General features: G+C 69.5%; 23 protein-coding genes and 4 pseudogenes. 18 read left to right on the top strand and 9 right to left on the bottom strand.

All coding sequences use genetic code 11. The features are described 5' to 3' along the window. Positions 1–301 precede the first annotated feature (301 nt). Complete coding sequence (locus A7A76_RS21895) at positions 302–1,168, bottom strand: HlyC/CorC family transporter (RefSeq protein ID WP_206413296.1); 867 nt, start codon at positions 1,166–1,168, stop codon at positions 302–304. A gap of 123 nt (positions 1,169–1,291) precedes the next feature. Next, a complete protein-coding gene (locus A7A76_RS21900) occupies positions 1,292–1,837 on the bottom strand; it encodes a GspH/FimT family protein (RefSeq protein ID WP_206413297.1) in 546 nt (181 codons plus the stop codon). 353 nt (positions 1,838–2,190) lie between these two features. Here A7A76_RS21900 and A7A76_RS21905 point away from each other — a divergent pair, with 353 nt between their 5' ends. From A7A76_RS21905 to A7A76_RS21935, 7 genes are all read left to right on the top strand, one after another. Further along, positions 2,191–2,754, top strand: a complete 564-nt coding sequence (locus A7A76_RS21905; protein WP_206413298.1) for a GspH/FimT family pseudopilin — start codon at positions 2,191–2,193, stop codon at positions 2,752–2,754. After that, a complete protein-coding gene (pilV, locus tag A7A76_RS21910; RefSeq protein WP_241201117.1) occupies positions 2,754–3,281 on the top strand; it encodes a type IV pilus modification protein PilV in 528 nt (175 codons plus the stop codon). Before A7A76_RS21905 ends, pilV begins: the two co-directional genes overlap by 1 nt. Before the next feature lie 11 nt (positions 3,282–3,292). Continuing rightward, on the top strand, positions 3,293–4,288 hold the full coding sequence (locus A7A76_RS21915) for a PilW family protein (protein WP_206413299.1): 996 nt from the start codon (positions 3,293–3,295) through the stop codon (positions 4,286–4,288). Positions 4,289–4,299: 11 nt separating this feature from the next. Beyond that, positions 4,300–4,881 (top strand): pilus assembly PilX family protein, encoded by a 582-nt coding sequence (locus A7A76_RS21920; protein WP_206413300.1) that lies wholly within the window; start codon positions 4,300–4,302, stop codon positions 4,879–4,881. A gap of 77 nt (positions 4,882–4,958) precedes the next feature. Then, positions 4,959–8,759: a pilus assembly protein gene (locus tag A7A76_RS21925; RefSeq protein WP_206413301.1), complete on the top strand. Its 3,801-nt coding sequence runs from the start codon at positions 4,959–4,961 to the stop codon at positions 8,757–8,759. 49 nt (positions 8,760–8,808) lie between these two features. Then, positions 8,809–9,216, top strand: a complete 408-nt coding sequence (locus A7A76_RS21930; RefSeq protein ID WP_343225387.1) for a type IV pilin protein — start codon at positions 8,809–8,811, stop codon at positions 9,214–9,216. A 111-nt stretch (positions 9,217–9,327) separates the two neighbouring features. Continuing rightward, entirely contained in the window at positions 9,328–9,900 is a 573-nt protein-coding gene (locus A7A76_RS21935) for a hypothetical protein (protein ID WP_206413303.1), read from the top strand. Positions 9,901–10,028: 128 nt separating this feature from the next. Here A7A76_RS21935 and ybeY read toward each other — a convergent pair whose 3' ends face one another. From ybeY to A7A76_RS27005, 4 genes are all read right to left on the bottom strand, one after another. Then, on the bottom strand, positions 10,029–10,511 hold the full coding sequence (ybeY, locus tag A7A76_RS21940; protein WP_206413304.1) for an rRNA maturation RNase YbeY: 483 nt from the start codon (positions 10,509–10,511) through the stop codon (positions 10,029–10,031). A 223-nt stretch (positions 10,512–10,734) separates the two neighbouring features. Beyond that, complete coding sequence (locus A7A76_RS21945; protein WP_206413305.1) at positions 10,735–11,721, bottom strand: PhoH family protein; 987 nt, start codon at positions 11,719–11,721, stop codon at positions 10,735–10,737. A 161-nt stretch (positions 11,722–11,882) separates the two neighbouring features. Beyond that, complete coding sequence (locus tag A7A76_RS21950) at positions 11,883–12,158, bottom strand: hypothetical protein (RefSeq protein ID WP_206413306.1); 276 nt, start codon at positions 12,156–12,158, stop codon at positions 11,883–11,885. Between the two features lie 194 nt (positions 12,159–12,352). Next, positions 12,353–12,526: a DUF6053 domain-containing protein gene (locus A7A76_RS27005; RefSeq protein ID WP_428995217.1), complete on the bottom strand. Its 174-nt coding sequence runs from the start codon at positions 12,524–12,526 to the stop codon at positions 12,353–12,355. Between the two features lie 203 nt (positions 12,527–12,729). Between A7A76_RS27005 and A7A76_RS21955 the strand changes: the two genes are divergently transcribed. Together A7A76_RS21955 and A7A76_RS27010 are read left to right on the top strand one after the other, a co-directional pair. Beyond that, a complete protein-coding gene (locus A7A76_RS21955; protein WP_206413307.1) occupies positions 12,730–13,815 on the top strand; it encodes a 3-oxoacyl-[acyl-carrier-protein] synthase III C-terminal domain-containing protein in 1,086 nt (361 codons plus the stop codon). A gap of 11 nt (positions 13,816–13,826) precedes the next feature. Beyond that, positions 13,827–14,063: pseudogene (locus A7A76_RS27010) on the top strand (DUF6053 domain-containing protein); the annotation flags it as partial. Here A7A76_RS27010 and A7A76_RS27015 read toward each other — a convergent pair. Beyond that, positions 13,982–14,188 (bottom strand): annotated as a pseudogene (locus A7A76_RS27015) (DUF6053 domain-containing protein); the annotation flags it as partial. The pseudogenes A7A76_RS27010 and A7A76_RS27015 overlap by 82 nt on opposite strands. On the opposite strand from A7A76_RS27015, the pseudogene A7A76_RS27020 reads away from it, so the two are divergent. The 8 genes and pseudogenes from A7A76_RS27020 to A7A76_RS21990 form a co-directional block, all read left to right on the top strand. Further along, positions 14,100–14,360, top strand: a pseudogene (locus tag A7A76_RS27020) (DUF6053 domain-containing protein); the annotation flags it as partial. The pseudogenes A7A76_RS27015 and A7A76_RS27020 sit on opposite strands and share 89 nt — an antisense overlap. Next, the gene (locus A7A76_RS21960) at positions 14,357–15,376 is read left to right on the top strand and encodes an NAD-dependent epimerase/dehydratase family protein (RefSeq protein WP_206413308.1); all 1,020 of its coding nucleotides are present in this window, start codon (positions 14,357–14,359) and stop codon (positions 15,374–15,376) included. The pseudogene A7A76_RS27020 and the gene A7A76_RS21960, both read left to right, overlap by 4 nt. Further along, on the top strand, positions 15,373–16,245 hold the full coding sequence (locus A7A76_RS21965; protein ID WP_206413309.1) for an MBL fold metallo-hydrolase: 873 nt from the start codon (positions 15,373–15,375) through the stop codon (positions 16,243–16,245). Before A7A76_RS21960 ends, A7A76_RS21965 begins: the two co-directional genes overlap by 4 nt. Positions 16,246–16,575: 330 nt before the next feature. Continuing rightward, positions 16,576–17,259, top strand: a complete 684-nt coding sequence (locus tag A7A76_RS21970; protein WP_206413310.1) for a TetR/AcrR family transcriptional regulator — start codon at positions 16,576–16,578, stop codon at positions 17,257–17,259. Continuing rightward, a complete protein-coding gene (locus A7A76_RS21975; protein ID WP_206413311.1) occupies positions 17,256–18,377 on the top strand; it encodes an HlyD family efflux transporter periplasmic adaptor subunit in 1,122 nt (373 codons plus the stop codon). The genes A7A76_RS21970 and A7A76_RS21975 overlap by 4 nt, the downstream gene beginning before the upstream one ends. Positions 18,378–18,430: 53 nt before the next feature. Next, positions 18,431–19,354, top strand: coding sequence for an ABC transporter ATP-binding protein (locus tag A7A76_RS21980; protein WP_241201121.1), 924 nt, complete (start codon positions 18,431–18,433; stop codon positions 19,352–19,354). Beyond that, positions 19,351–20,439 carry an ABC transporter permease gene (locus A7A76_RS21985; RefSeq protein WP_206413312.1) on the top strand — a complete coding sequence of 363 codons (1,089 nt, stop codon included), beginning with the start codon at positions 19,351–19,353 and terminating at the stop codon, positions 20,437–20,439. The genes A7A76_RS21980 and A7A76_RS21985 overlap by 4 nt, the downstream gene beginning before the upstream one ends. 262 nt (positions 20,440–20,701) lie before the next feature. After that, on the top strand, positions 20,702–22,351 hold the full coding sequence (locus tag A7A76_RS21990) for an amidohydrolase (protein ID WP_343225388.1): 1,650 nt from the start codon (positions 20,702–20,704) through the stop codon (positions 22,349–22,351). Between the two features lie 198 nt (positions 22,352–22,549). Here the strand turns inward: A7A76_RS21990 and A7A76_RS21995 are convergent, their stop codons facing one another. Together A7A76_RS21995 and miaB are read right to left on the bottom strand one after the other, a co-directional pair. Then, a complete protein-coding gene (locus tag A7A76_RS21995; RefSeq protein WP_206413314.1) occupies positions 22,550–23,047 on the bottom strand; it encodes a GNAT family N-acetyltransferase in 498 nt (165 codons plus the stop codon). Between the two features lie 16 nt (positions 23,048–23,063). Continuing rightward, positions 23,064–24,488, bottom strand: a complete 1,425-nt coding sequence (gene miaB / locus A7A76_RS22000; protein ID WP_206413315.1) for a tRNA (N6-isopentenyl adenosine(37)-C2)-methylthiotransferase MiaB — start codon at positions 24,486–24,488, stop codon at positions 23,064–23,066. Positions 24,489–24,724: 236 nt separating this feature from the next. Here miaB and A7A76_RS22005 point away from each other — a divergent pair. Further along, a pseudogene (locus A7A76_RS22005) lies at positions 24,725–25,061 on the top strand (hypothetical protein); the annotation flags it as partial.

Here is a 25,061-nt window from a genome sequence, read left to right on the forward strand (position 1 = left end):
GGTCGCCGCGTTCGCGGCGGCGGGCGCAGGCGCTGCCGCGGCCGGCGGCGCGGCCTGGGCCAGCGGCAGGATCAGCAACAACGCGAGCAGGGCGTACAGCCGGACGAAGCGGGGAAGAACGGTCACGGGCGGCCTGATCCGGCGGGGCGGTTGGCGGCCATTGTAAGCGCAGGCGTGCGTCGTCCCATGCCGCGGATCGACCCCGGGGCGGAAACGAAACCGGCCCCGATCGGGGCCGGTTTCGCAGGTCGGGCGGTTCGGTTCGCCGTTGCGGCGCGGCGGCCGCGCGAGCGGCGTTGGCTCAGTCGGCGCCGAGCACGCCGACATGGAAGGCATGCACCCGGCGCGCGTCGGCGCTGGCGACGCGGAACACGAACCGGCCCAGGGTCAGTTCCTCGCCGGCCTCGGGCAGGTGCCCGATCGCCGCGGTGACCAGCCCGCCGATGGTGTCGTACTCGTCGTCGTCGAAGTCGGCGCCGAAGCGCTCGTTGAAATCGTCGATCGGAGTCAGCGCATCGACCACGTACTGGCCGTCGGCCTGCGCCGCGATCAGCGCGTCGGGGTTCTCGGCTTCGTCGTGCTCGTCGTCGATGTCGCCGACGATCTGTTCGAGCACGTCCTCGATGGTCAGCAGGCCGGCGACGCCGCCGTGCTCGTCGATGACGATGGCCATGTGGTTGCGCGACTGGCGGAACTCGCGCAGCAGCACGTCCAGGCGCTTGGACTCGGGGATCAGCACCGCCGGGCGCAGCAGTTCGTGGATCGTGCCCGGCCCGTTGTCGGCGACCACGCCGCGCAACAAGTCCTTGGCCAGCAGGATGCCGAGGATCTCGTCCTTGTCCTCGCCATGCACCGGAAAGCGCGAATGGCCGGATTCGACCACCAGCTTCATCAGGTCGAGGAACTTGGCGCTGGCCGGCAGCGCGACCATCTGCGAGCGCGGGATCATCACGTCGCCGACGGTGAGGTCGGACACCGCGATCGCGCCTTCCATCATGCGCAGGGTATCGGCGGCGATCAGGCCGTCGGACTGCGCGTCGCGCAGCAACTCGACCAGGTCTTCGCGGGAGCTGGGTTCGCCCGACAGCGCGGAGCTGATGCGGTCGAGCCAGGAACGCCGTTTCTCGTGAGATTCCGGCGAGTGGGTACTACTGTCGTCCTCGGACATTCGGTTCTTGGCAGGCGCCCATGGGGGTGCGGGCGAGGCCGGCAGTCTAACCCGGAAGCCGGGACATACACCCGCGGGCCAGTAGCCGCAGCCAGTTTGGCGGCATAAGTAATTGAATATCGGTCATATTTCACAGGGCTCAGGACCGCGCGAAGCGCGCCCCTGCCAGCGGAACTGGCCGGCGTTGGACAGCACCAAGGTTCCCAGCCGCTTCTGCGATCCGGCGCACACCGCAAAGCTGGCGTTGCTGCCGGCGCTCCCGCCGTGGGGCTGGAACACGATCCGGGTGCGCCGGGACGAAGCAAGCAGGCGCAGGCCACCGGCCAACGCGGGCGAGCGCCGCAGCAAGGTGTCGCCGGCGCTGTAGCGGCGGTCGCCGTCGAGGTCGGCGAAGGCCAGCCAGCCGGCGCTCCAGTCGTTCGCGTCGGCGCAGCCATTGCCGCTCGCGGCGCTGGGGCACAGCACCGCCGGCGCGCCCGCCGCGACCGCATGACGCGCGCTCAGCAGGAAGGCCTCAGCCAGTTCGCCTTGCACGCGCGCCACGCGCACCCGTTCCAGCGCCGATGCCGCCGCGGGCAGGACAACGCAGGTCGCCAACAGCGTCAGAGCGAGCGCGATCAGGACTTCGGTCAAGGACAGGCCGCACTGGCGGCTGGAAATGGCGATCATCGGCGGGAGCTCCTGCATCCATGCTGGGAGCGACAGTCTGGGCGGCCGCGCGAGCGGGGCGTATCGGATTCGTTCGCTGAGCCGTGTCGGGAATCGCCGAGTCGCGTTGGCGAATCGGTGCCGCAAGATTTCTCGCAGACGATTCCGCACGCCGGGCCGCGCCGACTTGAGTGGCACAAATTTTTTGCTCGCGCGGCACATGGCTTCCGATGTGCCAATACGTCGAGTTCGATCTGTATTCGCAGTGGAGCGGGCGCCGCTTGCCCCAACATTCCAACCGCTCGTCTCGGTCCGCCTCGTCGTCGCTGCGATTGCCGGCCTAGAGTCCGCCGACTTCTGCGGGACGAGATGCGATGAGATCCAGGCGCGGCACGCAATCGGGATTCACGCTGTTGGAGTTGATGGTCACCGTCGCGGTGGCCGCAGTCGTGGTCGGACTGGCCGTTCCCAGCTTCATCGCCACGATCAACCGCAGCCGTCTGGCCGGCGCGGCGAACGAACTGGTGGCGTCGCTGCAGATGGCGCGGATGGAGGCGATGCGTCGCAACGTCTCGGTGACGGTCTGCCGCAGCGCCGACCAGAGCAGTTGCGCGGGCAGCGGCTCGTGGACCGGCTGGATCGTGGTCGTGCCCGATGCAGATCGCGACGGCAACGCCAACGATCCCTCCGTATTGCAGGCGGTGCAGTTGAAGTCGGCGGTGCGCCTGAGCAGTTCCGTGGCCGACGGGCGCGTGTCCTATCGTCCCGACGGCTTCGCCCGCACCGGTTCCGGCGCGCGCGGCGCTTTCCTCAACGCCACCTTCGATCTTTGCATCCCGACCACGCAACCGGCGCAGAACGTGCATCGGGTGAGCCTGACCTCCGGCGGCCGTCTGGCCACCGATCCGATCGACGCCAAGGGAGTTTGTGCGCAATGATGCCGGCAACCACACACATGCCGCTGCCGCGGCCTGCGTATCGCCGCGTCGCGCCGCGCGCACGGCGCGCGCAGGCCGGAGTGGGCCTGGTCGAAATCCTGATTGCCGTGCTGGTGCTGGGTCTAGGCTTGCTCGGCGTCGCCGCGATGCAGAGCCTCGCGCTGCGCAACAGCCAGAGCGCGCTGGAACGCAGTCAGGCGGTAGTGCAGGCCTATGCGATGGCCGACGCGATGCGCGCGAATGCAGCCGCGGCGAAGGCGGGCAGCTACAACACCGCGGCGCCGCTGTGCTACAGCGCGTCGGCCGGCGCGGCCGGCGGCGATGCAGATTTGGCCACCGCCGACCTCGCCGCCTGGGTGCAGTCGTTGGGCAAAAGCCTGGGCGCTACGGCCAGCACCTGCGGCCGCATCGCCTGCGCGGCGGAGGTATGCACGATCGAAGTGATCTGGGACGACACGCGCGGCGGCAACGCCGGCGGCGAGAGCGGCGCGGACAAGCGGACCTTCCGCATGCAGGTGCGGCTGTGACGCGGGCGCGTATGCTGCCCGCCGCCCGCGCGCAGCGCGGCCTCAGCCTGATCGAGTTGATGGTCGCGCTGGTGCTCGGGCTGCTGCTGACCATGGGCGCGCTGTCGATCTTCCTGGCCTCGCGCTCGGCCTACCGGACCACCGAAGACCTTTCGCGCGTGCAGGAAGCCGCGCGGATCGCGTTCGAACTGATGGCGCGCGACGTGCGCGAAGCCGGCGGCAACCAGTGCGCCGAAAGCGTGCGCACCGGCAACGTGGTCAGCGAACGGGACGACGCTTACTGGCAGAACTGGAAGCACTCGCTGCGCGGCGTCGGCGGGAACGCGGATTTCGTCGCGCCGGCGCTGGGATTCGGCACCGCTGCCGGCACCCGCGTGAGTGGAACCGACGGCCTGGAGCTGCATTCCAGCGAAGACCTCGGCCTCTACCTGACCCAGGCCATGACGGCCAAGGATTCGGCGTTGGCGGTCAATGCCATCCCCGCGGATGTGCGCGCCAACGATGTGCTGGTGATCTGCGATTTTCGGCTGGTGAGCTATTTCCGCGCTACGGCGGTGGCGGGCGGGGCGATCGAGCACGGTACCGGCGGCAACTGCAGCGCCGGCTTCACCCGCTTTACCGAGCTGACCTGCAAGGACGACAAGATTCCGCCCGAAGCCTGGCACCTGTACGGCGCCAACGCGGTTGTCGCCCGTCCGCGCGCAGTGCGCTGGTTCGTCGGCAACAACGCCCGCGGCGGGAAGTCCCTCTATCGGGCGGTGCTGTATTCCGGCGCCGCCGCGCCGGCCGCGGATGAGGTGGCCGAAGGGATATCGCAGATGCAGATCCAGTACCTGATCGACGGCGACAAGGCCTACCGCGCCGCCGCCGAGGTCGCGGATTGGTCGAAGGTCAAGGCCGCCCGGGCCGTGTTGACCTTGGAAAGCGAACGCAAGAGCGGCACCGACGGCGAGGCGATCGGCCGCACCGTCACCGCGACCTTGAGCCTGCGCAACCGGAACAGCTGAGGAGGCTGGCGATGCGGACGAAACCGAACACCCCTGGCGTCCCGGCCGGCCAGCGCGGCGCGGCCCTGGCGGTCATCATGATCATGCTCTTGGTGATGATGTTGCTGGGGCTGGCGATCCTGCGCAGCACCATGCTCGAAGAGCGCATGAGCGCCGGCATGTACGACCGCAGCCTGGCGTTCGAAGCCGCCGAGCGCGCCCTGCGCGAGGGCGAGGCCGCGGTGAGCCTGGCGGTGAAGAACAGCCAGTCGATCGGCCGCGACTGCTCGGCCGTCGATGCGGTTTGCCCCGCGGTGCCGGCGGACGCTTACGGCGCCGCTGTCGCCACCTGCGGCGGCGCCAAATGCTGGACCGACGCCAGCGCCGGCGACTCCGCCCTGCCGCAAGCGGGCAGGCCGCAGTACTACGTCGAATTCATGGGGCGGCGCACCACGGCCGACGACCTAGGCGTAGGCGGCGCCAATCCCTACGAGCCGGGCAGCGCCGCGCAGACCAACACGGCCTACTACCGGGTGACCGCGCGCAGCCACGACCCCAGCCAGGCCCGGGACCGGGCCGTGGTCGTCCTGCAGTCGACCATGGCGAGTTTCTGATGCGCATCGCGTTTCCCCGTACTTCGCGCGTTCCGGCCAGCCGGCCGGCGACGACGGATTTTCGCAGGAGCAGTCCCATGCAGAGCCCGACGCCCCAGCCTTCCCGCAGCTTCTTCCGCCGTCTGCCGGCCTTGCTGGCCGGCCTGATCGCGGTGCTGAGTTCGGCGCCGTCGATGTCGGTGGAGATGCCGACGCGGCCGTTGGCGCTCGGCAACGACGTCGCCAACAATTTGGTGCTGATTCCGTCGGTCGAGTTTCCGACGCTGATCTCGCAGGCCAATTTCGATATGGTCAACGGGAGCGACACCTATCGGCCGGCGCGCGCGTATGTCGGTTATTTCGACCCGGACAAATGCTACGAATACGTCTACGACAGCGACGAACCCAAGCGCTATTTCAATCCCGTCGGCGTAGCCAGCAGCCACGCCTGCGCCGGCGCGAGCAAGCAATGGAGCGGCAACTTCCTCAACTGGGCGACCACCCAGACCATCGATCCTTTTCGCAAGGCCCTGACCGGCGGTTATCGGGTCAAGGACGACGAAACCAGCACCTGGATCGAAAAGGCAGTCAACGACGCTCGCGGTAATAGGGCCTATTTCTCGAACAAACTGCTGGCGAGCGGGCAGAGTCAGCAGGCGGCGCCCGTCAACGGAGGCTTTTCGGTGCGCATGCGGGTCTACAGCTTGCGCGCGCAGATGTATTTCACCAACGAAACCGGGGGGGGCGACGCTCGGGTTACCGGCGCTACGAGCCCTGTTGCCTACAATCCAGCGGTGCACGGGGTTTTGACCGGGAAGAACAGCAACGGCACTACCGATACCAGGGTGTTCGCCATCAGCATCCGCGTCGCAGTGTGCGTCAACGCAGGGGTGGTCAAGCCCGAATCGAACTGCGTCAAGTACGGCAACAACTGGAAGCCCGAGGGGTTGATCCAAAAGTATCAAGACAAGCTGCGATACAGCATTTTCGGCTACTTGAACGACTCGTCGGAGAGTCGGGACGGTGGGGTGCTGCGCGCCCGGCAGAAGTACGTCGGGCCCTACAGCTACGATGCGATCGAAGGGAAAGTCGCGAATCCATTGTCGGAGTGGAGTGCGACCACCGGCATCCAGGTCGGCAACCCCGATCCGACGGATGCCTCGGCGACCAACACTCGCGTCAAAGCAAGCGTCGTGACCAACAGCGGCGTCATCAATTACCTGAACAAGTTCGGCCAGACCACCAGTGCCGCCTCAAAAGGGCTGGATAACGTCAGCGAGCTCTATTATGCAGCGGTTCGCTACTTCAAGAATCAGGACAACGTTCCCGAGTACAGCGACATTAATGTCAATGCTGAGACACAGGACATTAAAGTCAATGCTGAGACACAGACGGATAAATTCCCGGTAATCACCGATTGGGTCAACCCGGTGCAGTACTCGTGCCAGCGCAACGTCGCGATCGGGATCGGCGATGTCTATACCCATCGGGACCGGAATCTTCCTGGGTCGACGCTTCGTGGCGGCGAACCCGCTATGCCGGCGAAGGTCTCGGCGGACACCACGGTCAACGTCGAGACGGCGCTGGGCAAGGTGTTCGCACTGGAAGGAATCACCAAGCCGGCCGCCAATGGGTACTTCAATGAGCCGGGGCAGTACAACTCGGCGTTCATCGCGGGCCTTGCCTACGACTCGCACACCAAAGACATGCAGCCGGCCATGGACGGAATGCAGACCCTGTCGACTTACTGGGTCGATGTGCTTCCTTTTCGCGTCGTGCGCCCGCCGAATGAAAATCAGTATTACCTCGCCGCCAAATACGGCGGATTCGATGTTCCCGCAGGCTTCGACCCGTACCAGCGCACGGCGGCGTTGCCCGATGCATGGTGGACCGACGGCGACCTGATCGGACTGGCCGACGCCGCAAACAGCAAGCGGCCGCGCAACTTCTTCGTCGCGTATCAGGCCGAGCAGATGGTGGAGGGCCTGACCCGCGCGTTCGAAAGCGCGGTGGCCGACCGCCGCGGCGCGTCTTCGGCCGTCGGCGTCAACGGCGCTTCGGTGCAGGAAGGCGCGGCGATCTACGCACCGACCTATTTCACCGACTGGCGCGGGGAACTCACCGCGTACCGCCTGGATCCGATCACGCGCGCGTTCCTGCCGCTATGGACCGCGAGCGACAAGATGCCTGCTCCGGCGCAGCGCAAGATCTATGCCAACAGCGGCGGCTATCGCGAGTTCAAATGGAGCGGTTTGGACGCCGGCGACCAGTCGAGTCTGGCCAGCGTGAGCTTCACCAACGCCGGCGGCGAAGACGTGCTCAACTACCTGCGCGGAGAGCGCAGCAAGGAGTTGTCCAACGGCGGCCCGTTCCGCAACCGCAAGAACACGCTCGGCGACCTGGTCAATTCCACGCCGATGTTCGTCGGTCGCCCCAACGCGGCGTTCTACGCCAACGCGACCTTCGCCGGCGGCGGCAAGAGTTATCGCGATTTCGCCAATGCCAATGCGGCGCGCAAGAACGTCGTGTATGTCGGCGCCAACGACGGCATGCTGCACGGTTTCGACGCCGCCACCGGCGTAGAGACGTATGCCTTCCTTCCGCAGGCCGTGCTCAAGCGCACCGGCATGGACGGCCTCGCCGGTTATGCCTCGCCCAATTACCAGCATCGCTTCTTCGTCGACGGCGAGCTCACCGTCGCCGACGTCTACACCCAGGGCGCCTGGAAAACCGTACTGATCGGCACCTTGGGGCGCGGCGGAAAAGGCGTGTTCGCGCTCGACATCACCGACCCGGACAACGTGAAGTTCCTGTGGGAGCTTAGCGATTCGCAGATCCCCGAACTCGGCAACAACCTGGGCAAGCCGTGGGTGGCGCAGACCGCCAACGGTGTGTGGAAGATATTCCTCGGCAACGGTCCGAACGGCAGCAGCGCCCGTGCGCAGTTGCTGGTGCTCGACGTCGCCACGGGCGCGGCGACCAGCGTGGATACGGGCGAGGGTGGCGACAACGGCTTGTCGGCGGCGCGGGTCTGGGACGCCGACAACAACGGCTTCGTCGACACGGCCTACGCCGGCGATCTGAAGGGCAATCTGTGGAAGTTCACCGGCTTCGGCGCGGGCGGGACGCCCAGCGCGACTCGCCTGTTCCAGGCCGAAGCCGACGGCAAGGGCCAGCCGATCACCGCCATGCCCTTGGTCGGCCGCAAGCCCGATTCGCTCGAGACCTGGGTGTTCTTCGGCACCGGTTCGTTCCTGAGCAATACCGACCTGGGCAACAAGGCGGTGCAGTCCTGGTACGGCATCGTCGATACCGGCAGTGCAGTCGCGCGCAGCGACCTGAAGGCGCGCAGCATCGAGTTCGAAGGCAAGCTGACCCGGGCCGACGGCAAGAGCGTCGATGTGCGCGTGGTCTCGGCGGCTGAGGACGGCGATATGCAAGGCAAGAACGGATGGCGCCTGGACTTGGTCTCGCCGGGGCCGACCGCACGCGGCGAGCGCATGGTGGTGCCGAACCTGTTCGACGGGAATCGTCTGCTGGGCATCACTCGTATTCCCAACGTGAGCGATCCCTGCAACCCGGGCGGCGACGGTTTCATCATGGAAATCGATCCCTTCACCGGCGCGCGCACCTCGGGCGATGTGTTCGACGCGGACGGCAACGGGCGCATCGACGGCGGCGACCGGATCGCGCCGGGCGCGGGCGGGGACGCCAAGCTGCCGGTGTCCGGCATCGGCACCGACGGCAATTCGCCCAATGCGGGCGTGGTGATTCCGGGCAATAACGGCAACGTCCTGCCGGTCCAGAACGACTCGGGCGGTTTGGAGAAGCCGGAGAGCGCGGCGTTCGGGATGGGCGCCAAGCGCATCTCCTGGCGCGAGGTGAGGCGCGATGGCTGAGACACGCGGCTTGCGAAGCGGGCAGAGATCATTCTTGAGGGGGGCGAGCGTGTCCAGACGCAGCAACGGGGGATTCACCCTGATCGAACTGATGATCGTGGTGGCGATCGTGGCCGTGCTGGCCTCCATCGCCTACGCCGCCTACACCAGCCAGATAGTGAAGACGCGGCGCGCGGCCGCCACTGCCTGCCTGATGGGGCAGGTGCAGTACATGGAGCGCTACTACACGACCCGCTTCACCTACGTCGGTGCCGCGGTGCCGGCGACGGGATGCGTGACCGAGTTGAGCGACTTCTACACCTTCGCGGGCGACTCGTTCACAGCGCAGTCGTATCGGTTGACGGCCGTGCCGAAGGGCGCCCAGGCCGCGGCGGACGGCAAGTGCATGACGCTCTCGATCAACGAAAAGGGCGTCAAGGACCGCAGCGGCAGCGCGAACGTACTGGATTGCTGGTGAAGCGCGCGCTGCCGGCGTTCTGCGTGGGGTGTGCCGCGGCTGTCGCGCGGTGCACCGGTTTTTAGGAAAAGCCCCACCTCGCAGCGGGATCGAGACCGATAGCCTGCGGCATTGCCGGGGCGGATCATCGCAACTGCCGCAGCGCCGGCATCCGTCGATACCTCAATTCAAGGAAGAGGACGCGTCATCATGAAAGGATTCGCGACCGCACTATGTTTTGTCCTGGCCTCGCTGAGCCTGCCATCGTCCGCCGCGCCTGCGGCCGGCACGGCGACGGCGGCGAACTATGTCGAACTGGGCGACTATCTTCGGGGCGAGGCCGAGATCGAGGCCTGGTACGAAGCGCTGTATCGCCTGCGCGACAACTTCGACCAGATTTGCGGGGACACGTTCTGCGAAGGCGACTACAGCAACATCCAGGCATTGCGGCTGCGTTGCTCGGTCGACAGCGCCAGCGGTCTGGTCGGTCGCTGCCTGTGGTCGTTCGCGGCGAGCAACGAAGAGATCGATCCGGCCACCGGCGCGATCCGGGTCGACGCAAAAGTCTGGAAATGCCGGCTGCCGTTGGTGCGCGGCACCTCTGCGCAGGCGCTGCTGGCGGCGTGGGCCGGGGAGCGGCCGTTGTATGCCGCGCTGCCCGGTACGACCAAGTCGGCTTACGAGGGCTTGAGCGACTGCCTCTGAGAGCCCGGCCGCGAGATCGGGCGTTTACGGCGTCGACGCGATAGAGCGAGGACGCGGCGTGGAGAAGGCCGCGCTTTCTCCGATCTTTGATCGATACGGCAACAAGCGCCGATCGAACGCTGTCGCGCTCAGTCCTCGAGGTAAGGATCTTCCACGCCCAACGTCGCCAGGATCTCGCGCTCCAACTGCTCCATGCACTCCGCCTCGCGCTCGTCTTCGTGATCCCAGCCGAGCAGGTGCAGCACGCCGTGCACGGTGAGGTGGGCGTAGTGGTCGTTGAGCGCCTTCTTCTGCTCGCGCGCCTCGCGCGCGACCACCGGGGCGCAGATGACCAGGTCGCCGAGCAGCGGCAGCTTGACGCCTTTGGGCAGGCCCTCGGGCATCTCGGCCGGGAAGCTCAGCACGTTGGTGGCGTAGTCGCGGCCGCGGTAGTGGCGGTTCAGCGAACGGCCTTCCTTGCTGTCGACGATGCGGATGGCGAGATCGGCTTCGCGGATGCGGCCCTTGAGCGCGGCGGCGACCCACTTGCGGAAGCTGGTCGCGGCCGGCAGGCCTTTGCGCGGCAGGGCGTAGTTGATGGCGACATCGAGTCGGACGGGGCCTTGGGTCATCGCGGCGCTCACTGGCGGTTCGGGCGGTTCGCTGTTCGGTGATGCGGGTGCTGCGTCGGCGGCTCGGCGGCCGCAATCGCGGTCGCGGTCCGCTGGCCGCGTCGCGGCGGACATCGTCGCCGCGACGTGGGCCGGCGCGGCCGCAGCGGCTGTCGCGCCGATGTCGCTGCCTGCGTCGTCGCCGGTGCGAAACCGACGGCGCGCGGGCGTCCGGACCGTTGCCTCAGGCGGCCGGGCCGGTTTGCGCGTCCTTCGCATCGCGCGCGTCGTAGGCGGTGACGATGCGCGCGACCAGCGGATGGCGGACCACGTCCTTGGCCTCGAAGAAAGTGAAGCTGATGCCGTCGACGTTGCGCAGCACGTCCAGCGCGTCCTTGAGGCCCGACTTGACGTGCTTGGGCAGGTCGATCTGGGTCAGGTCGCCGGTCACCACCGCGGTGCTGCCGTAGCCGATGCGGGTCAGGAACATCTTCATCTGCTCGATGGTGGTGTTCTGCGCTTCGTCCAGGATCACGTAGGCGTCGTTGAGGGTGCGGCCGCGCATGTAGGCCAGCGGCGCGATCTCGATGACGTTCTTTTCCAGCAGCTTGACCACCTTCTCCACGCCGAACATCTCGTACAGCGCGTCGTAGAGCGGGCGCAGGTAAGGGTCGACCTTCTGGGTCAGGTCGCCGGGCAGGAAGCCGAGCTTCTCGCCGGCTTCCACCGCCGGGCGCACCAGGATCAGCCGCTGCACGCGCGACTCGTTCAGCGCCTCGACCGCGCTGGCCACGGCCAGGAAGGTCTTGCCGGTGCCGGCCGGGCCGATGCCGAAGTTGATGTCGTGGGTGGCGATGGCGTGCAGGTACTTGGCCTGGTTGGCGCCGCGGCCGCGGATGGTGCCGCGCTTGACCCGGATCGCCACTTCCTGCGGTTCGAAGTCGCGCTGCGCGACCTGCTCGGCGCCGGTTTCGGTCAGCGCGAGGTGAATGGCGTTGTCGTCGAGGGTTTCCTCGCCGGCGTCCTTCCACAGCCGGCGCAGCAGCTTTTCGGCCTGGCCGACCGCGCCGTCGGGGCCGTCGATGCGGAAGATGTTGCCGCGGTTGGCGATTTCCACGCCCAGGCGCAGTTCGATCATGCGCAGATGGCCGTCGAACGGGCCGCTGAGGTTGGCCAGACGCTCGCTGTCGGCGGGGTCCAGGGTGAATTCGGAGACGGTGCGTGCGGGCATGGCGAAAGCGTAGGCGGATCGTGCACGCGATGCGTGCCGGGGTGTCACAGCTTGCGCCTGTCGGGCGGTTTTCGCAAAGCCGCGCGGCCGCGACGGGCCGGGCATCGCGGGGCGGCGCGCGCGGGCGCTGAGGGCGGCGAGGTTGCGGGCGGCGAACCGGTTCAGCGCCGTCCGACGCGCGATGCGCGCCAGATCCGCACCGCGCCGACCAGCACCAGCAGCGCCGAACCGGCCAGCCACAGCAGGGCGATGGCCTCGGCGTCGAAGCCACCGTGACGGGTCGCACGCATCCAGCCGCGCACCAGGCCGAGCGTGCCGAGGCCGAGGAACCAGAATCCCAGGGCTTCGCGCGAAACCAGCCGGGACGGCGGACGGGCGTCGGGTGGCGAATCGGGAGGCGGTGGCGCTGCGGACGGTGGAGCGGGAGGCGGCGGCATCGCGATGCTCCTTCGGCCTCGGGACGGAATGGCGGCGGCCTGGGCGGGAGCGCCAGGATCGCGAGCCCGCGAGGCGCGGGCAAGGGGCGGATCGTCGCGGTGGATGCGTTCGGCGCGGCGACGCGATGGCGAATCTAGCCGTGTCGGGACGTGGCGCGGGACGAGCGGCGCGTGGACTTGGCGCGGCGGCTGGTTCAGGCAGGGCGGTTGGGGCAGGGCTTGCTGTGGGAAGTTTGTCGCAGAAAGACTTGGTTGTGAGGTGAAGTTTTAGTGCGAGGGGGTGTCGTGGGAGGGACTTCAGTCCCGAGGCTCTTCGATCCGTTCGCAGCGGCCTGAACCAAAAGCATCGGGACTGAAGTCCCTCCCACAGTCCATCGCCACAACTCATCTCATCGGCGCCACAGCGCCACAGCGCCGCAGCGCCGCAGCGCCGCAGCGCCCCCGACGCCCACGCCACGCCCATCGCCCTCTCGCGCGCCGGCAACACCGCGTCACCGGCAGCAGCCGTCCGCAACGCCCCGCCGCGCAACTATCGGCAAACCCGCCGCGCTGCCGCATACTTCGGCCGCACATGGACATCAGAACCACGCAGCACAGCCCGTCGTCCGGACCGGCGGCGGACGCGGCCGGCGAACGTCGCGGCATCGGCGCCGCGCCCGACCTGGATTGGCGCGTGCGCATCGCCGGGCTCGGCCGCTACCTGCCGCGGCGCCGCGTCGACAGCGCGCAGATCGAAGACCGGGTCGGCCTGCCGCGCGGATGGGCGCTGGAAAACAGCGGCGTCGAATTCCGCCATTGGGCCGAACCCGAAGCCGAGCGTGCCAGCTGGATGGGCGCGCAGGCCGCGTTGCAGGCCTGCGAGCGCGCCGGCATCGAGCCGGGCGCGGTCGATCTGATCGTCAACGCCTCCGGCTCGGCCGAGCGCGCGATTCCCGACGGCGGGCCGCTGCTGCAGCGCGAACTCGGGCTGGGCCGTTCCGGCATCCCGGCGCTGTCGGTGCACGCGACCTGCCTGAGCTTCGTCGCCGCGCTGGAACTGGCGGCCGAACGCATCCACCACGGCCGGATCGAGCGCGCGCTGGTGGTCAGCAGCGAAATCGCCTCGGTCGGCCTGGATTTCGCCAACCCCGAAGTCTGCACCCTGTTCGGCGACGGCGCCGCCGCGGCGGTGCTGGAGCGCGCGCCGCACGACAGCCCCAGCCGCATCCACCGCATCGCCTGGCGCACCGTCGGCGAGGGCGTGGAAATCACCACCCTGCGCGGCGGCGGCAGCTGGCGGCCGCCGCTGGGGCCGAGCACGGTGCCGGCCGACGCGCTGTTCTCGATGCAGGGCCAGGCCGCGCTGCGCAGCGGCATCCGCCTGGTGCCGCACGTGATGCGCCGGCTCGGCCTGGACGACATGGCCGCGCGCGCCGCGCTGCGCTGGGTCGCCCCGCACCAGGCCAGCCGCGCCGCGCTGGAGGTGATCGAGCAGATCGGCTTCAGCGGCGCGGCGATGGTGCGCACCTTGCGGCACACCGGCAACTGCATCGCCGCCTCGATCCCGCTGGCGCTGGAGCAGGGCGTGCGCGAAGGCCTGATCCGGCGCGGCGAAACCGGCGTCCTGCTCGGCACCGGCGCCGGTTTGTCCGGCGTCGGTTTGACGCTGACTTACTGAACGCCTGCGCGATGCTGCGAACTTCGTCGGACATCGCGGGATCGGACGGGGCGGGGATCGCGACCGTGCTGCGTATCTCGCGCATCGCGGCGATCCGGTCGAAGAGCGTCGGGGCTGAAGACCCTCCCACAGCAGCGGCGAAGATCGCCACAAAGGCTCCTGTGGGAGAGGCTTCAGGCCCGACGCTTTCCGGCCAGTTTGCGGCGATCGGACCGAAAAGCATCGGGGCTGAAGCCCCTCCCACAGCAGCAAAGATCGCCGCAGCGGCTCTTGTAGGAGGGCCTTCAGGCCCGATGCTTTTCGGCCGGTTCGCGGCGATCAGACCTAAAAGCATCAGGGCTCGAACAGCGCCCACGGCACCAGCGAAACCCATCGCAAAGGCTTTTGTGGAAGGGCCTTCAGGCCCGACGCTTTCCGGTCAGCCCGCAGCGATCAGACCGAAAGGCATCGAGCCTGAAGGCCCTCCCACAAGGACAAGCGCCGCCGATCTCGCGGGACATTGCCGTCGCATCCGACATCGCCCTCGCACAGGACATCGCCCATGACCGCCGAGCGCCGCATCGTCGTCACCGGCGCCACCGGCTTTCTCGGCGGCGCGCTGGTCCGCCATCTCGCCGCGACGCGGCCGTGGCAGCGCACCGTCGCGCTCGGCCGCGACGCCGGCCGCGGCCGCGCGTTGCAGGCGCAGGGCATCGAGTTCCATGCGCTCGATCTCACCGACGAAGCCGCCGTGCACCGCGTCCTGCGCGGCGCCGACACCGTCGTGCACTGCGCGGCGCTGTCCAGCCCGTGGGGCCGGCGCGAGGCGTTCGTCGCGGCCAATCTCACCGCGACCGAGCACGTGGTCGCCGCCTGCATCGCGCGCCAAGTGCGGCGGCTGGTGCACATCTCCACCCCCGGCGTCTATCACGACGGCGCGCCGCACCGCGGCATCCGCGAAGACCAGCCGCTGCCGGCCAAGCCGGTCAACGATTACGCCGCGACCAAGCTCGCCGCCGAGCGCGTGGTGTTCGAGCGCTGCGCGGCCGGCGGCGTGTCGGCGCTGGCGCTGCGCCCGCGCGCGATCTTCGGCCCCGGCGACAGCGCGATCCTGCCGCGGCTGGCGCAGGCGCTGCGCGCCGGGCGCCTGCGCCGGATCGGCGAGGAAGGCTGCCTGGTCGACCTGAGCTACATCGACAACGTCGTCGATGCCTGCGTGCTGGCCATGGACGCCTCGTGGCGCCTCGGCGGCCAGGTCTACAACATCAGCAACGGCGAGCCGGTGGCGATCTGGAAGGTGATCGACCGCCTCGCCGACGCGCTGTCGCTGCCGCGCCCGCGCAAGCGCGTGCCCAAGCCGCTGGCGCTGGCGCTGGCGAGCGCGGTGGAGGCGTTCCATCGCCGCTTCCGGCCCGAGGTCGAGCCGGCGCTGCTGCGTTACGGCGTCGAACTGCTCAGCGTCGACATGACCCTGGACATTTCGCGCGCGCGCGACGAACTGGGGTATCGTCCGCGGGTGAACATGGACGATGCGCTGAACAAGACCTTGCAGGAGCTGGCGCGCGCGGAGGCGCGGCGGTGAGCGGCGAGGTCGCGCTGACCCTGGCCGCGTCCGGCCACAGCTGCGCCGATCCGCGCCATCTCGGCCTCGCCGCCGGCGCGCCGCTGCGCTTTCCCGCGGGCTGGGCGCTGATCGAGCATCCGGTGCAGGGCGCGATCCTGTTCGACTGCGGCTACGGCCCCGACGCGCGCGCGGCGATGCGCGCCGGCCTGCGCTGGGTCTACCGGCGCGTCATCCACGCCTGTTGCCCGCCGCACGCCGACGCCGCGCACCTGCTGCGCCAGCGCGGCCTCGACGCCGACGACGTGCGCCTGCTGGTGGTCAGCCATTTCCATCCCGACCACATCGGCGGGCTCGGCGAATTCCGCCACGCGCGCTTCGTCGCCCATGCCCATGCCTGGGCGCGGATCCAGCAGGCCGGCTGGTTCGAACTGCTGCACGCGCAGATATGGAAGGAACTGCTGCCGGCCGACTTCGCCGAACGTCTGCAATTGCTCGACGACGAAGGCCGGCGCCCGCTCGAAGGCGACCTGGCCGGCCTGGGCGAAGGCTGGGATCTGTTCGGCGACGGCAGCCTGCACGCGCTGTCGCTGCCGGGCCATGCCCGCGGCCAGCTCGGCCTGGCCCTGCGCACGCAGCGCGGCGAACGCGCCGTGCTCGCCGCCGACGCGTTCTGGCGGCGCGAGCAGCTCGACCGTCCGCAGCCGCTGCCGTGGCTGACCCAGCAGGTCGCGATGGACGACCCGCGCGCCTACCTCGACACCCTGCGCCGGCTGGCGCGGTTCCGCGACACCCACCACGGCGCCTGGGTGATCCCCTCGCACTGCGCCGACACCCTGGCGCAATGGCGCCAGCGCTATCCGCACGCGGTGCTCGACGCGAGCGAGTGAGATCGCCGCGCGGCCGGCCATCCCCGGCTTCGGTGTAGGAGCGGCGCAAGCCGCGACCGCCATCGATCCGATCGCTGCGCGCAAACGGCCGGGCGTTTTCTCCCGTGCGCTTTCCGGGGCCTGCGGATGCCGCGCGCCCGCAACGATTGCGTCGTGCCGTGTCGGCCGCGGGATGCGGCGACGGGGCATTTCGCGGCGGTCGGTGCTTGCGTCGTTGGTTCGTTTTCGCGGTCGCCGCTTGCGCCGCTCCTACAGCGAGGAGGGCATGGCCGTCGACCGCTCGTCGGGAGCGGCTTGCGAACTAATTAATCACTGAATTAAATATAGCGCATGGACACCCCCAAGCCCCCCAGGCGCGGCCGTCCGCGCAAGACCGCGGCGCCCAGGCGCGCCCCCGGCCGCCCCGCGGCCGCCGACAATCCGGACCTGCGCGAGCGCCTGCTCGACGCCGCCATCGCCTGTTACGCCCGCCAGGGCATCGCCGCGACCTCGCTGCGCGCCATCGCCGCCGAGGCCGGGGTCAACCCGGCCCTGCTGCATTACTACTTCGGCGACAAGGAGCAGTTGCAGCAGGCGGTCAGCAACGAGCGGCTGATGCCGCTGGTGCTGGGGCTGCGCGACGGGCTCGGCGGCGACGACGCCGACGTGTTCGACCTGATCGGCCGCTTCGTCGCCAACATCGGCCGGATCATCGAAACCCATCCCTGGCTGCCGTCGCTGTGGGTGCGCGAGGTCCTGTGCGAGGGCGGGGCGCTGCGCCAGACGTTGCTCTACGACAAGATCGGCCCGCTGCTGCCGCGTATGCTCGCCGCGCGCTTCGCCCAGGCGCAGGCGCAGGGCCGGATCAACGCCGACCTCGACCCGCGCCTGCTGATGGTCAGCCTGATCGGCCTGACCCTGTTCCCGGCGGCGAGCGCGCCGATCTGGCGCCATCTGTTCGGCGCCGAAGACCTCGACCCGGCGGCGCAGCGCCGCCACGCACTGGCCCTGCTCGATCGGGGATTGACGCCATGAACGCGCAACGCGATATCGCGAACGCCGCCTGCTCCCGCGCCTCGGCCGCCTTGCCAGTCGCCGCGCGCGCACCCGCACCGCCAGCGAGCGCCGCCGCATCGCAGCCGGTCGCGCAAGCATCGCAACCGGCTCTTATCGGCCGCAACGCCGATCCGAACCCAGGCATAACCCTGCGCCGCGCCGCCGCGTGCGCACTTGCCGCGCTCGCGCTGGCCGCCTGCGCGAAGCAACCGCCGCAAGCGCTGGGCACGCTGGAGTGGGACCGCATCACCTTGCCTGCGCCGGCCGCCGAGAAAGTCGTGCGCATCGACGTGCGCGAAGGCCAGCGGGTCAAGGCCGGCGCCCGCGTGCTGCAGCTCGAACTCGACCGCACCCGCGCGCAATTGCAGGCCGCGCAGGCGCAGGCGCAGCAATCGGCGCAGGCCCTGGCCGAACTCGAAGCCGGGCCGCGCCGCGAGGCGATCGATCAGGCCCGCGCCAACCTCGCCGCCGCGCAGGCCCAGCAGCGCGACGCCAGCGCCTACTACGAGCGCGTGCGTCCGCTCGGCCAGCGCCAGCTGATCGCCGCCGCCGACGTCGACCGCGCCCGCGCCGCCGCCGGCAACGCCGTGGCCCAGGTGCGCGCGGCCGAAGCGGCCTTGCTCGAACTCGAACGCGGCAACCGCCGCGAAGACATCGCCCAGGGCCGCGCCGCGCTCGCCGCCGCCCAGGCCCAGGCCGCCGTGCAGCAGGTGACGTTCGGCAAGCTCGATGTGCTGGCGCCGCGCGACGGCGTGGTCGACAGCCTGCCGTACAAGCTCGGCGACCAGGCGCCGGTGGGCTCGCCGCTGGCGGTGATGCTGGTCGGCCCGCGTCCGTTCGCGCGCGTGTACGTGCCCGAAACCCTGCGCCAGGACGTTCGCGTGGGCCGTACTGCGAAGGTCTACGTCGAAGGCCGCGCGCGCGCCTGGAACGGCCGCGTGCGCATGATCCGCAGCGAATCCAGCTTCACCCCGTACTACGCGCTGACCGGCGAGGACGCCGCGCGCCTGAGCTATCTGTGCGAGGTGGAACTGACCGACACCGACGCCGTCGATCTGCCGGCCGGCCTGCCGGTGCGGGCCGAGTTCGCGCCGTGAGCGCCGTCGGCGGCGAAGCGCAAGCCGCAGCGTCGGCGATCCGCGCCCGCGGCATGAGCAAGCGCTTCGGCGAACTGCAGGCGGTGGACCGGGTCGACCTGACCGTGCCGCGCGCCTGCGTCTACGGCTTCCTCGGCCCGAACGGCTCGGGCAAGTCGACCACCATCCGCATGCTGTGCGGGCTGCTGACGCCGAGCGCTGGCGAGATCGAAGTGCTGGGATTGAAGATCCCCGAACAGGCCGAGGCGCTGCGCCGCCGCATCGGCTACATGACCCAGAAGTTCTCGCTGTTCGAAGACCTCAGCGTGCGCGAGAACCTGGAATTCCTCGCCGCGGTGCAGGACATCCCCAAGGCCGCCGCGCGCAAGCGCATCGACGAGCTGATCGGGCAATACCGCTTCGGCGATCGGCAGAACCAGCTCGCCGGCACCATGAGCGGCGGCCAGAAGCAGCGCCTGGCCCTGGCCGGCGCGGTCATCCACGAGCCCGAGCTGCTGTTCCTGGACGAACCCACCAGCGCGGTCGATCCCGAGTCGCGCCGCGACTTCTGGGAAAAACTGTTCGAACTGGCCGACGCCGGCACCACGTTGCTGGTGTCCACCCATTACATGGACGAAGCCGAACGCTGCCATCGCCTGGCGATCCTCGACCGCGGCGCGCTGGTCGCCGACGGCACTCCGGCCGAACTCACCGGCGCCTTGCAGGGCCGCGCGGTGGAAGTGCGCGCCGCGCAGCCGCGCAAGGCCCAGCGCGCGCTGGTCGATCTGCCCGGCGTGCTCAGCGTGGCCCAGATCGGCAACGACCTGCGCGTGCTGCTGGCCGACGCCGACACCGCCGAACAAGGCCTCACCGACGCGCTGCGCGCGGCCGGGCTGGAGGCCGAAGTGGCCAAGGCCAAGCCCAACCTGGAAGACGTGTTCGTCGCCGCGACCCGCGGCCAGACGCCGCGCGCGCCGGCGCGCGAGGAGGGCGCATGAAGCTGCGGCGGCTATGGGCGATCGTGCTCAAGGAAGTGCGGCAATTGCGGCGCGACCGCATCACCCTGGCGATGATCGTGATGATTCCGGTCGGCCAGCTGGTGCTGTTCGGCTACGCCATCAACCTCAACCCGCGCGGCCTCACCGCCGCGGTCGCCGACCAGGCCGGCACCGCCGCCTCGCGCGCGCTGGTGATGGACCTGGTCGCCACCGGCGTGATCCGCACCGTGGCCGAAGCCGACACCCCGCAGCAGCTGGTCGGCATGCTTCGGCGCGGCGAGATCAGCGTCGGCATCGCCGTGCCGCCGGACTTCGAGCGCCGCCGCGTCGACGGCCGCGAGGTGCTGCAGGTGATGGTCGACGGCAGCGACACCGTGGTGCAGAGCGCGGCCGCGCAACTGGCGCAGACGCCGGTCGACAGTTCGGTCGCCGCGCCGCGCAAGACCGCGCCGATCGGCGTGGTCGCGTTCTACAACCCGCAGCGGCGCTCGCCGGTCAACATCGTGCCCGGGCTGATCGGCGTGATCCTGACCATGACCATGGTGATGTTCACCTCGGTGGCGATCGTGCGCGAGCGCGAACGCGGCAACATGGAGCTGCTGATCACCACGCCGGTCAGCCGCACCGAACTGATGATCGGCAAGGTGCTGCCGTATGCGCTGATCGGCCTGATCCAGACCTCGGTGGTGCTGCTGCTGGGCCTGTGGCTGTTCGACGTGCCGATCAAGGGCAGCGTGCTCGAGGTCTACATCGCCGCGGTGCTGCTGATCCTGGCCAACCTGGCGCTGGGGCTGATGATCTCGACCAAGGCCGCCTCGCAGTTCCAGGCGATGCAGATGACCGTGTTCATCCTGCTGCCGTCGATCCTGCTGTCGGGCTTCATGTTCCCCTACGCCGGCATGCCGGCGCCGGCGCAGTGGCTGGCCGAAGTGCTGCCGATGACCCACTTCCTGCGCCTGATCCGCGGGGTGATGCTGCGCGGCGCGGGGCTGCTGGAACTGTGGCACGACGTCGCCTATCTGCTCGGCTTCATCGCGGTGATGATGAGCCTGGCGGTGTCGCGCTTCCGCAAGCGGCTCGACTGAGCGGCGCGCTTGCCGACTGTAGGAGCGGCGCGAGCCGCGACCGCGAAATTCAGCTGCGACGTCGCTCGCGCAATGGCCGCGGCTTCGCGGTCGCGACTTGCGTCGCTCCTGCATGGGTTCCCGGCAGGCGGCGCGGAGACGGCGCGGAGCGAACCGCCGAGCACTTGCGCGCACCCCCGGCGACCCCGCACATTCGCCGCATTCGGACACCACAGTCCGTCCACGAGGGAGAACGGGGATGCGGGCGAGGCATGGCTTGGGAGTGTTGCTGGGCGCGATCTGCTGCGCGGCCGCACCGGCGCAGGCGGCGACCGTGGTCACTGCCGCGCGCGTGCACACGCTCGATCCGGCCCAGCCGCGCGCGCAGGGCCTGGTCTACGACGACGACGGCAAGATCCTCGCCGTCGGCGGCCGCGCCGATCTGCTGCGTCTGTACCCCAAGGCCAAGCATCTCGACCTCGGCGCCGCCACCATCGTCCCAGGCCTGATCGACGCCCACGCGCATGTGTTCGAACTCGGCATCAACCAGCTTCAGGCCGACCTCACCGGCGCGCGCAGCAAGGCCGAAGCGGTGCAGCGCCTGCGCGACTACGCGCGCACGCTGCCGGCGGGGCAATGGCTGATCGGCCACGGCTGGGACCAGAACGACTGGGCCGACGCGCGCTTTCCCGAGGCCGCCGACCTCGACGCGGCGTTTCCCGACCGCCCGGTGTGGCTGCAGCGCGTCGACGGCCACGCCGGCTGGGCCAACAGCGCGGCGATGCGCGCGGCCGGGCGCGACCTCGGCGGCGACTGGCAGCCCGACGGCGGCCGCATCCTGCGCGACGGCGACGGCCGCGCCACCGGCGTGTTCATCGACGATGCGATGTTCCTGGTCGAACGCGCGCGTCCGCCGCTGCAGGCGGCCGCGGTCGAACAGGCGCTGAGCCTGGGCATGCAGGCCGCCGCCCGCCACGGCCTGACCGGCGTGCACGATGCCGGCGTCGATCTGAACACCTTGCGCGCGTACCAGCGCCTGGCCGACCGCAAGCAGTTGCCGCTGCGCATCACCGCCTTCGCCGCCGGCGACGGCGATGCGCTGGAAGCGCTGTGCCGCGACGGTTTGTACCAGCATCCGTCCGGGCGGCTGAAGATGCGCACGGTCAAGCTCTACGCCGACGGCGCGCTCGGCAGCCGCGGCGCCGCGCTGCTGCAGGACTACAGCGACGACCACGGCAACCGCGGCCTGCTGCGGATGTCGCCCGAAGCGATGGCGAAAGCGATCGCCAAGGCCAGGCGCTGCGGCGTGCAGGTCGCCACCCACGCCATCGGCGATCGCGGCAACCGCGAAGTGCTGGATCTATACGCCAAGGCGCTCGGCGACGATGCGGCGAAGACCGATCACCGCTGGCGCATCGAGCACGCGCAGATCCTCGCCCCGCAAGACCTGCCGCGGCTGGCCGCGCTGCACGTCATCGCTTCGATGCAGCCCACCCACGCCACCAGCGACATGCCCTGGGCCGAACAGCGGCTCGGGCCGCGGCGCATCGACGGCGCTTACGCCTGGCGGCAACTGCGCGACAGCGGCGCGCGGCTGGCGCTGGGCTCGGATTTCCCGGTCGAATCGGTCGACCCGCGCCTGGGCCTGTTCGCCGCGGCGACCCGCACCGATGCCGACGGCAAGCCGCAAGGCGGCTGGCATCCGGAAGAAAAACTCACCGCCTTCGAGGCCTTGCGCGGCTTCACCCTGGACGCGGCCTACGCGGGCTTCGCCGAGAACGAAGTCGGCAGCCTGGCGGTGGGCAAGCGCGCGGATTTCGTGGTGCTGGCGCAGGATCCGCTGGCGGTGGAGCCGCAAGCCTTGCGCGAACTGACCGTGCTGGGCACGTATGTGGACGGCGCGGCGGTATGGCAAGAGGCCGCTGGCCGTTGAGGCAGATCGGCTGCGAGGCGCCGCCACGATAGCTCCCTGCAGGAGCGGCGCAAGCCGCGACCGCGCCAACGCGCCTGCGGCGCAACGCACCCATTCCCGTTGTTCCGAGAACGTCGCAATGGCGTACAGGTCGGTAGCGTCGTCGTTGTGTTGGCGCGGTCGCGGCTTGCGCCGCTCCTGCAGGGGGCGAGCGGGCGACTACAGCGGGCGGTGCATCACGTAGATGTCGACCAGCCCCTGCGTGGGGTGCCGGAACGCTTCCGGCACGCGGCCGACGATGGCGAAGCCGTGCTTGCCCCACAGGTGCACGGCCGCGGCGTTGGTGCTGACCACGTAGTTGAACTGCATCGCCAGGAACCCGGCCTTGCGCGCCTGCGCCAGCGAGTGTTCGCACAGCGCGGTGCCCACGCCCTGGCCCCAGGCGGTCTCGGCGACCATGTAGCTGGCGTTGGCGATGTGGTCGCCGCGGCCGCGCTGGTTGGGGCCGAGCTTGTAGCAGCCCAGGACTTCGCCGCCGTCGGCTTCGGCCAGGAACATGCGGTAGGGCGGGCTGGTCCACATCGCGCGCGCGCCGTCCAGGCTCAGGTCGGCGGCGTAGTTGTAACTCTCCCCGCGCGCCAGCACTTCGCGGAAGATCGGCCAGGCCCGGTCGAATTCTTCCGGTCCGATTTCGCGGATGCTGAAGTCGCGGTCCATGCGGGGCTCCGGCCGCTCAGGCGGCGGCTTGGTCGTCGTCGCCCAACTGTACCCGCCCGCGCAGCGAATTGGACAGCGCTTCGGTGATGACCACATCGACGAAGCGGCCGATCAGCCGCGCCGGCGCCGGGAAGTTCACCGAGCGCATGTTCTCGGTCTTGCCGGTGAGCTCGTTGGGATTCTTGCGCGAGGGACCTTCCACCAGCACCCGCTGCACGCTGCCGACCATCGCCTGCGATATCTTCGCCGCGTTGGCGTTGATCAAAGCCTGCAGGCGCGACAGGCGCGCGTGCTTCTCCTCGCTGGTGACGGTGTCTTCCAGGTCGGCGGCGGGCGTGCCGGGGCGGCGCGAATAGATGAAGGAGAACGACTGGTCGAAGCCGACGTCCTCGATCAGCTTCATGGTCTTTTCGAAGTCGGCCTGCGTCTCGCCGGGGAAGCCGACGATGAAGTCCGAGGAGATCGAGATGTCCGGACGCACGGCGCGCAGCTTGCGGATCTTCTGCTTGAACTCCAGCGCGGTGTAGCCGCGCTTCATCGCTGAGAGGATGCGGTCGCTGCCGGCCTGCACCGGCAGGTGCAGGTAGTTGGCCAGCTGCGGCACGTCGCGATAGGCCTCCACCAGCGAGTCGGAGAACTCCAGCGGGTGCGAGGTGGTGAAGCGGATGCGGTCGATCCCGTCGATTTCGGCGATGGTGCGGATCAGCAGGCCGAGGTCGGCGACTTCGCCCGCGGCGGCGCCGTCTTCGCCGGCCATCGGGCCGCGATAGGCGTTGACGTTCTGGCCGAGCAGGTTGATCTCGCGCACGCCCTGTCCGGCCAGTTGCGCGACTTCCACCAGCACGTCCTCGAACGGCCGGCTGACTTCCTCGCCGCGGGTGTAGGGCACCACGCAGAACGAGCAGTACTTGCTGCAGCCTTCCATGATCGAGACGAACGCGCTCGGGCCCTCGGCGCGCGGCTCGGGCAGGCGGTCGAACTTCTCGATCTCGGGGAAGCTGATGTCGACCTGCGGCAGCCCGGTCTCGCGCTTGGCGCGGATCAGCTCGGGCAGGCGGTGCAGGGTCTGCGGGCCGAACACCAGGTCCACGTACGGGGCGCGCTTGACGATCGCAGCGCCCTCCTGCGAGGCGACGCAGCCGCCGACGCCGATGATGACCTGGCGCTCGCCCTGCTTGTGTTGCTTCCAGCGGCCGAGCTGGCTGAACACCTTCTCCTGCGCCTTCTCGCGGATCGAGCAGGTGTTGATCAGGATGACGTCGGCCTCGGCCGCGTCCTGGGTCAGTTCGAGGCCGTCGCTGGCGGCGAGCACGTCGGCCATCTTGGCCGAGTCGTACTCGTTCATCTGGCAACCGTGGGTCTCGATGAAGAGCTTCTTGGCGCCCGGCTTGGACGGCGCGGCGAGGCCCGGCAAGGCGGGCAGGGGATGCAGGTCGGTCATGGCGGGTCCGGGAGGGGCGGCGGTTATTCCGCGCCGGAGTGAGAGAGGGCTCTTCCGAGGAACGAGTGAAGAGGAACGAGGAACGAGTAGAAGCCGCTCTACTCGTTCCTCGTTCCTCTTCACTCGTTCCTGAAAGTATAGCCTCGAGCGCCCCGAAAGCCCCCAAGCCGCGCCTCCCGTCACATTCTGCGCCGTTCCCCTTGGCAGCCCAGCCCAGCCGGGGGACACTGCCGCCGATGAGGGGGAGCTCGCTGCTGCTGGGGATCGTGGGGTTGCTGGCGTTCGCGCCGGCGGCGGCCGGCACGCTTTGGCGCTGCGACGGCCCCAACGGCGAGCGCAGCTACGTCAGCAAGAAGGTCAAGGGCGCGACCTGCACGGTCATCAGCCAGTACAGCAACAAGTCCAGCCGCGCGCGCGACCCGGCCCCGGTGTCCTACGCCCCGCCCAAGCCGGCGATGGGCGCGGTGACCGCCGGCGGCGACGCCGCGATCCCGGCCTCGGCCCACAGCAATCCGCCGGCCACCTACAGCGGCGCCGCCGCGGCGCTGGCCGCCGGCGGGCTCAATGCCGCCG

The organism is Lysobacter enzymogenes (assembly GCF_017168095.1).
In the GTDB taxonomy this organism is placed as follows: Bacteria; Pseudomonadota; Gammaproteobacteria; order Xanthomonadales; family Xanthomonadaceae; genus Lysobacter; species Lysobacter enzymogenes_D.

What these genes read in the sequence shown, in the direction of transcription:
- A7A76_RS21945 (WP_206413305.1), bottom strand. Translation starts at nt 11,721, where the DNA reads ATGCCCGCACGCACCGTCTCCGAATTCACCCTGGACCCCGCCGACAGC.
- ybeY (WP_206413304.1), bottom strand. Translation starts at nt 10,511, where the DNA reads ATGACCCAAGGCCCCGTCCGACTCGATGTCGCCATCAACTACGCCCTG.
- A7A76_RS21900 (WP_206413297.1), bottom strand. Translation starts at nt 1,837, where the DNA reads ATGATCGCCATTTCCAGCCGCCAGTGCGGCCTGTCCTTGACCGAAGTC.
- A7A76_RS21950 (WP_206413306.1), bottom strand. Translation starts at nt 12,158, where the DNA reads ATGCCGCCGCCTCCCGCTCCACCGTCCGCAGCGCCACCGCCTCCCGAT.
- pilV (WP_241201117.1), top strand. Translation starts at nt 2,754, where the DNA reads ATGCCGGCAACCACACACATGCCGCTGCCGCGGCCTGCGTATCGCCGC.
- A7A76_RS21895 (WP_206413296.1), bottom strand. Translation starts at nt 1,168, where the DNA reads ATGTCCGAGGACGACAGTAGTACCCACTCGCCGGAATCTCACGAGAAA.
- A7A76_RS21980 (WP_241201121.1), top strand. Translation starts at nt 18,431, where the DNA reads ATGAGCAAGCGCTTCGGCGAACTGCAGGCGGTGGACCGGGTCGACCTG.
- A7A76_RS21920 (WP_206413300.1), top strand. Translation starts at nt 4,300, where the DNA reads ATGCGGACGAAACCGAACACCCCTGGCGTCCCGGCCGGCCAGCGCGGC.
- A7A76_RS21915 (WP_206413299.1), top strand. Translation starts at nt 3,293, where the DNA reads ATGCTGCCCGCCGCCCGCGCGCAGCGCGGCCTCAGCCTGATCGAGTTG.
- A7A76_RS21995 (WP_206413314.1), bottom strand. Translation starts at nt 23,047, where the DNA reads ATGGACCGCGACTTCAGCATCCGCGAAATCGGACCGGAAGAATTCGAC.
- A7A76_RS21955 (WP_206413307.1), top strand. Translation starts at nt 12,730, where the DNA reads ATGGACATCAGAACCACGCAGCACAGCCCGTCGTCCGGACCGGCGGCG.
- A7A76_RS21970 (WP_206413310.1), top strand. Translation starts at nt 16,576, where the DNA reads ATGGACACCCCCAAGCCCCCCAGGCGCGGCCGTCCGCGCAAGACCGCG.
- A7A76_RS21960 (WP_206413308.1), top strand. Translation starts at nt 14,357, where the DNA reads ATGACCGCCGAGCGCCGCATCGTCGTCACCGGCGCCACCGGCTTTCTC.
- A7A76_RS21975 (WP_206413311.1), top strand. Translation starts at nt 17,256, where the DNA reads ATGAACGCGCAACGCGATATCGCGAACGCCGCCTGCTCCCGCGCCTCG.
- A7A76_RS21925 (WP_206413301.1), top strand. Translation starts at nt 4,959, where the DNA reads ATGCAGAGCCCGACGCCCCAGCCTTCCCGCAGCTTCTTCCGCCGTCTG.
- miaB (WP_206413315.1), bottom strand. Translation starts at nt 24,488, where the DNA reads ATGACCGACCTGCATCCCCTGCCCGCCTTGCCGGGCCTCGCCGCGCCG.
- A7A76_RS21905 (WP_206413298.1), top strand. Translation starts at nt 2,191, where the DNA reads ATGAGATCCAGGCGCGGCACGCAATCGGGATTCACGCTGTTGGAGTTG.
- A7A76_RS21985 (WP_206413312.1), top strand. Translation starts at nt 19,351, where the DNA reads ATGAAGCTGCGGCGGCTATGGGCGATCGTGCTCAAGGAAGTGCGGCAA.